The following is a 6,464-nucleotide window of genomic DNA, read 5'->3' as shown; positions in this document are numbered from 1 at the left end:
CAATACCAATGACAAAAAAAGAGATACTCACTTAAGAAGTCCTGATTTTTTTGACGCTAAAAAGTTTCCGAAAATTTCTTTCTACTCCACTAAATTCAAAAGAATCGGAGAAACTACGTTTGAAATAATCGGTAAACTAACTATCAAAGAAACCACCAAACCGACTATTTTACATATTGATTACTGCGGAAGCAATATCGATCACTTAGGAAACACAAAAGCAGGTCTGAAATTAAAAGGAATTATTAATCGCAGAGATTATGGTTTGGTCTGGAATTCTGCAATAGAAAGTATGGGTATTATAATCGGTGACGAAATAAAAATAAATGGCAATCTGGAATTAATAAAGGAACAACATTAATAATACTATCAGCACATATAAATACTAATGGCATAAATTAACCTATTCGTAATCCATTTTCTATTTCAAAATTGGGAGCTAATAAAATAACATCTCCCTCCTCGCCTACAGCGCCAAGTACTAAGCATTCGCTCATGAAGTTCCCAATTTGCTTTTTGGGAAAATTGACTACGGCCACGATTTGCCTGCCAACCAAAACTTCTTTAGCATATCGTTTAGTGATTTGTGCAGATGATTTTCGAATTCCGATTTCAGTTCCGAAATCAATCGTTAGCTGAAAAGCGGGTTTTCGCGCTTCGGGAAAATCATTGACTTCGAGTATTGTTCCCACTCGCATTTCTACTCTTTCAAATTCTGACCAAGTTAAATCCATTTTTTTTTAAAGCTGCTAAGTTATTAAGAGGCTAAGGCTCTAAGAGATTTGATAAAAATAGTTAAAAAAAATCCCAAAACTTTCGTTTTGGGATCCTAAATTTTCATCACAATACAGACTGACGTTGCGATGCGAAATCATCTGTACAGACGTTGCATTGCAACGTCTCTACAAATTATTTAACGTCCATTAATTCAACGTCAAAAATCAAAACAGCATTTGGTGGAATCACTCCTCCTGCTCCTGCAGGCCCGTATCCTAAATCTGATGGAATTACAAAACGAGCTTTATCACCAACTGATAACAAAGCAATTCCTTCGTCCCATCCTTCGATTACCTGACCTTGACCTAATCTGAATTCGATTGGTTTTTTTCTTGGGTAAGAAGAATCAAAAACTTTACCGTTATCTAAAGAACCTTCGTAATGAACAGAAACTGTTTTACCATTTTCAGCTTTTTTACCAGAACCTCTTTGAATGAATTGGTAACGTAAACCACTTTCAGTTTTCTCAAAACCTGCAGCTAACTGTTCCATTTTTGCTTCTGATTCAGCTTTTGCAGCCGCTTCTCTTTTCATACGAGCTCCTTTTAAACCAATAAAAGCTTCGATTGCATTCCATTTTTGAGCTTCTTCACCAACTCTGATGATTTCAACTGTTTCTAATGCATCACCTTGAGCAACTGCATCAACTACATCTTGTCCTTCTACAACATGACCGAAAACAGTGTGTTTGTTGTCTAACCAAGAAGTTGGTACGTGTGTAATAAAGAATTGAGAACCATTTGTCCCAGGACCAGAATTAGCCATAGAAAGTACTCCCGGACGGTCGTGTTTCAAAGATGGGTGAAATTCATCATCAAATTTGTAACCTGGATCTCCAGTTCCAGTTCCTTTTGGACAACCTCCCTGAATCATGAAATCAGGAATTACTCTGTGGAAATTTAAACCATCATAGAACTTTTGCCCTTGAGGTTTTACTTTATTTTCCATATTTCCTTCAGCAAGAGCAACAAAGTTACCAACTGTTCCAGGTGTCAAATCGTGTGTTAATTTTACTAAAATCGAACCTTTTGCAGTGTTGAATTTAGCGTATATTCCGTTTTCCATTTTGTTTATTTTTTGTTGAGGCGCAAATTTACAAATTAATTCAATATTAATCTGCCCTTTCTATTTTTTAGAATTTGGTTTATAAGTAAGTCCGTAAACTACTAACGATAAAAGCGCCAAAACAGCACAACCGATAGTAACAGCATGCCAACCTCCCAATTTCCACAGTAATAATCCGTAAGCTGAGCCAGCTGCTGTTCCTAAAAAACTAAACGACATGAATACCGTGTTCAATCTGTTTCTGGCTTCGGGTAAAAGTGAATATACCCTAGTTTGATTTGATATATGAACACTTTGAATTCCGATATCCATAAGTACAATTCCAATAATAATTCCGATGACACTTGCTGTCGAAAAATAATAAACTACGAAACTAATTAAAAGCAATAAACAGCCATAACCAACAGCAATTCGCGAATTTCCTTTATCTCCAAGTTTCCCAACTAATGGTGCTGCCAAAGCTCCGGAAGCTCCCACAATTCCAAAGAGTCCAATTGTCGCGCTATTAAAATGAAATGGTTCATCCGAAAGTAACAAAACCATTGTTGTCCAAAAAGCACCAAACTGTGCAAAAGAAAATGCATTGATCAGAGTCGCTTCTCGCAAAAGAGGTTGTGTTTTTATCAATGAAAAAAGCGACTGAATTAATTGACCATACGAACCTGTAAACTGAGGTCTGTTGACTGGAAATGTTTTTTGGATAACAAAAAATATCAGGAGACAAATTCCCGCTGCAATCCAAAACATTGCCCGCCATCCAAAGAGTTGGCCAACAAAACCACTTACTGTTCTGGAAATCAAAATTCCTATCAATAATCCGCTCATGATTATTCCAATTACTTTTCCACGTTGTTCCGGAGAACTTAAAGAAGCTGCTAAAGGCAAAATAAGTTGCGGCACAATCGAAGCCATTCCGATAAGTAATGAAGCTATCTCTAAAATAAAAAAACTTTTAGCTGTAGCTGCAATAATTAAAGCTATTACTGAAGCAAAAGTTGTAATCAGAATTTGTTTTTTGCGTTCGATTTTATCTCCAAGAGGTACCATAAAAAACAAACCGATTGCATAACCGGCTTGTGTTAAATAGGTTATTGTTCCCGCATTTGCTTCAGGGATTTTAAATTCTTTAGCAATTAAAACAATTAAAGGTTGGCAGTAATATAGATTTGCAACTATAATTCCAGTGCAGGCTGCCATAAATAAAACATTTGTTTTGGATAAATTCATGTGCAAGATATTGTTCTAATAGCTAACAGTTTCTTATTTCATAAAATCTTCTCGAATAGGACTAAAAACGTCAATCAACAAACCATCTTCAAGGCAAAGTACACCATGAACAACGTGAGGCGGAATGTAAAAACAATCTCCTTCTTTCATTACTTTGGTTATTCCATTGATGGTTACTTCAAATGAACCTTTAGCAACATTGGTAACTTGCGAATGGTAATGCTCATGTAGTGTTCCAATAGCTCCTTTTTCGAAAAGCACATTGACCATCATAATGGTATCATCATAACCCATAATTTTACGTTTGATCCCCTCACCTACTACTTCCCATTCTAGATCTTCGTCTTTTATAAATTCTCTGCTTGCTCCAAATTTTTGCATTGTATTTTATTTTTTTATAGTTTGAATATATTTTCTTTTTTTTTCAACGCAAAAATAACTCATAGACTGCCATTCAAACAATAATAAAATCATTTAATTGCAACCTATGAGTTATTCTGTAAAATTAAGTTTAATTCCTTAACAACTACAAACTCAATTGCTCGTCAATTAGATTAATCAAGCTCTGTTCAGATACACTGTCTGAAAGTATTGTTCCGAATTTCTTAATGGTTTAGTAAATAACTATTTATTTTTTTATTCCAGTATTTCAAAACAGAAATAGTATAAAAAACAAACCCCGCTATAATTGCTTTAAACGAGGTATGCTTATCTAATTTATGGATACAATTATTGCTTTATTTTATAGCTTAGAAAACATTTCTTTCATATTTTCAGGATCCATCACAGACATATCAATGAGACGAAGTGCTTTGACCATTTTGAGTGTAGTGGTTTTATATTTTTGAAAATGTGGCGTTTTTAAATGGGATTCATATGCCTCTTTATTTGCATATATTTCCAAAATTCTTATTTGGATTGGATTATCCTTTTGAAACATTGGAAAAATAGAAATAACACCTGGCTCTAATGCAACTGAGGCGCTGGATTCCTCTTTAAGAATTTCACTATATTCCTTAACGAAATTAGAATCAATTTCGATTTCTGTAAGTCTTACAATCATTTCGTTTTGAGCTGTGATACTATCAATTGAAAAAAACATCAGTAGTGTAATTAGAATAGTTTTCATTTTATATAACTTATAATGGTTCACCAAACTTATGCCTCTCAAATATATCTAAAATATTCTTAATAAATTATAAAACCATCATACTCTTATGAAAATCAACACCCTAGTCTTGCTGCCAATGGACAGCAGGAAATAGCTCCAAAAAAAATGACACTCTTTCGAATGCCATTTTTTATATTGAATTTTAAAAAATTACTTAACTAATAGTCCAGCATTTTTCAAATAAGGTTCAACTTGCATGTCGTGACCGATAAAATCTTTGAATGCTTTGTTTAAATCAACGCTATTGCCGACAGACAAAATGTATTTTTTAAATCTTTCGCCATTTTCTCTGGTCATTCCGCCATGAGCTTCCATCCAATCGTAGGCGTTGTAATCTAAGGTTTTTGACCAAGTGTATGCATAATAACCCGCTGAGTAACCGCCTCCCCAAATGTGAGCAAAATAAGGAGTATGGTAACGCGGTGGTACTTCATTAACCAATAATCCGTATTTCTCTAAAGCTTCTTTTTCGAAGACTAAAGTAGGTTTGAAATCGGATTCTTTTTCGACACTATGCCAAGCCATATCAAGTGTTGAAGCTGCTAGAATCTCTGTTACATCATAACCTTTATTGAATGTTTCGGCTTTTTTGATTTTATCAATGAGCTCTTGTGGCATTGGCTGTTTGGTTTGATAATGAATTGCATAACTTTTCAATACTGTTGGATCTAAAGCAGCGTGTTCATTGATCTGAGATGGAAATTCTACATAATCTCTTGGTACCGAAGTTCCAGATAATGATTCATATTGCTGATTGGCAAACAGTCCGTGTAGAGTATGTCCAAACTCATGAAACATCGTAGTTACATCATCAAAACTGATTAAAGATGGATTGCCACCAACTGGTTTGGCAAAATTGTAAACATTTACAATTACTGGTTTTTGTTTTAAATAATGAGATTGATTAACAAAAGTATTCATCCAGGCGCCACCTTTTTTATTATCACGCGTATAAAAATCTAAATAATAAATAGCGATAGACGTCCCTTTATCATCAAATACCTCATATACTTTTACATCTGGGTTGTAAACTGGTAAATCTTTTCTTTCCTTGAAAGTGATTCCATACATTTGTTTGGCAGCAAAGAAAACGCCTTTTTCCAAAACAGTAGTTATTTCAAAATAAGGTTTAATCTGGCTTTCGTCCAAATCGTATTTTGCTTTACGCACTTGTTCTGCGTAGAAATTCCAATCCCAAGGTTCTAGTTTGAAACCTCCATTTTGGGCGTCAATTAAATCTTGAATTTCCTTAGCTTCCACTTTAGCTTTGGCAACGGCTGGACCTGCAATCTGTGCTAATAGTTTCATGGCTGGTTCTGGTGTTTTTGCCATTTGGTCTTGTAATTTCCATTCGGCAAAACTTTTCTTGCCCATCAAATTGGCTTTTTGCAAACGCAATCTTACTATTTTTTCTAAAGTTTCGCGAGTATCACCTTCGTCATTTTTTTCGGCACGATACCAAGATGCTTTGTATATTTTTTCTCTTGTTGCGCGATTTTTTAAACTAACTAATAAAGGTTGTTGAGTTGTATTTAATAAACCTATTAGATATTTATTTTCATAACCTGCTTCTTTGGCTTTTTGTTTAGCAGCTTCAATTTCGGCTGCGCTTAAACCGTCCAAATCGGCTGCATTATCGAATAAAACGGCTCCATTTTTTCGGGCTAATAACAATTTATTATCAAAAAGAGTACTTAAAGTTGCTAATTCTCCATTGATTTTCTTCATTTTTTCTTTATCTGCTTCAGATAAATTAGCTCCAGCCAATTCAAATTTTTGCAGATAGAATTCAGTCAGTTTTTTGTCTTCTCCTTTTAATTTAGTTAAGTCAATTGCTTTAAAACGATTATACAATTTACTGTTCAAAAAAATCTTATCATTATGAGCAGAAAAAATAGGCGCATATTCTTCTTCAATCGCCTGCAACGTTGGATTGGTATTAGCACCTGTTAGATTATAAAAAATCCCTGTGGCTCTATTCAGATCCTCACCCATTGTTTCCAAAGCTAAAACAGTATTTTGAAAGGTGGGTTTAGCAGGATTATTTGCTATTTTTTCGAGATTCTCAGTATCAACTTTTAAACCATATTCGAATGCAGGTTTAAATTGATCGTCTTTAATAATACTAAAATTGGGTGCCTGATACTGTAACGTGCTTTTTTGCAATAATGGATTTTTCATTTTTTCGGTATTGTTTTGTGCATTTGTATTTTGCATTGGCAGC

The 6,464-nt window shown here is 34.4% G+C and carries 7 protein-coding genes; 1 reads left to right on the top strand and 6 read right to left on the bottom strand.

The genetic code is table 11. The features are described 5' to 3' along the window. Nucleotides 1-361: YceI family protein (locus VLC96_RS00200; protein WP_325259877.1), on the top strand; the 361-nt coding region annotated here is incomplete at its 5' end. 37 nt (nucleotides 362-398) lie between these two features. On the opposite strand, the gene VLC96_RS00195 is transcribed toward VLC96_RS00200, so the two are convergent. The 6 genes from VLC96_RS00195 to VLC96_RS00170 form a co-directional block, all read right to left on the bottom strand. Continuing rightward, entirely contained in the window at nucleotides 399-734 is a 336-nt protein-coding gene (locus VLC96_RS00195; protein WP_325259875.1) for a tRNA-binding protein, read from the bottom strand. A 175-nt stretch (nucleotides 735-909) separates the two neighbouring features. Then, nucleotides 910-1,842 (bottom strand): peptidylprolyl isomerase, encoded by a 933-nt coding sequence (locus VLC96_RS00190; protein ID WP_325259874.1) that lies wholly within the window; start codon nucleotides 1,840-1,842, stop codon nucleotides 910-912. Between the two features lie 60 nt (nucleotides 1,843-1,902). Beyond that, on the bottom strand, nucleotides 1,903-3,069 hold the full coding sequence (locus VLC96_RS00185; protein ID WP_325259872.1) for an MFS transporter: 1,167 nt from the start codon (nucleotides 3,067-3,069) through the stop codon (nucleotides 1,903-1,905). 33 nt (nucleotides 3,070-3,102) lie between these two features. After that, nucleotides 3,103-3,450 carry a cupin domain-containing protein gene (locus VLC96_RS00180; RefSeq protein WP_325259870.1) on the bottom strand — a complete coding sequence of 116 codons (348 nt, stop codon included), beginning with the start codon at nucleotides 3,448-3,450 and terminating at the stop codon, nucleotides 3,103-3,105. A 361-nt stretch (nucleotides 3,451-3,811) separates the two neighbouring features. Continuing rightward, nucleotides 3,812-4,198, bottom strand: coding sequence for a putative quinol monooxygenase (locus VLC96_RS00175; RefSeq protein WP_325259868.1), 387 nt, complete (start codon nucleotides 4,196-4,198; stop codon nucleotides 3,812-3,814). 192 nt (nucleotides 4,199-4,390) lie between these two features. After that, nucleotides 4,391-6,457, bottom strand: coding sequence for a M3 family metallopeptidase (locus VLC96_RS00170; protein WP_325259879.1), 2,067 nt, complete (start codon nucleotides 6,455-6,457; stop codon nucleotides 4,391-4,393). Between the last annotated feature and the right edge of the window lie 7 nt (nucleotides 6,458-6,464).

The sequence above is a fragment of the Flavobacterium sp. genome (genome assembly GCF_035456085.1).
Lineage (GTDB): Bacteria > Bacteroidota > Bacteroidia > Flavobacteriales > Flavobacteriaceae > Flavobacterium.
This window is presented reverse-complemented; position numbering and strand designations above follow the sequence as displayed.

Excerpts from the sequence above, each read along its gene's own strand:
- VLC96_RS00195 (WP_325259875.1), bottom strand. The coding sequence starts at position 734 with ATGGATTTAACTTGGTCAGAATTTGAAAGAGTAGAAATGCGAGTGGGA.
- VLC96_RS00190 (WP_325259874.1), bottom strand. The coding sequence starts at position 1,842 with ATGGAAAACGGAATATACGCTAAATTCAACACTGCAAAAGGTTCGATT.
- VLC96_RS00185 (WP_325259872.1), bottom strand. The coding sequence starts at position 3,069 with ATGAATTTATCCAAAACAAATGTTTTATTTATGGCAGCCTGCACTGGA.
- VLC96_RS00180 (WP_325259870.1), bottom strand. The coding sequence starts at position 3,450 with ATGCAAAAATTTGGAGCAAGCAGAGAATTTATAAAAGACGAAGATCTA.
- VLC96_RS00175 (WP_325259868.1), bottom strand. The coding sequence starts at position 4,198 with ATGAAAACTATTCTAATTACACTACTGATGTTTTTTTCAATTGATAGT.
- VLC96_RS00170 (WP_325259879.1), bottom strand. The coding sequence starts at position 6,457 with ATGCAAAATACAAATGCACAAAACAATACCGAAAAAATGAAAAATCCA.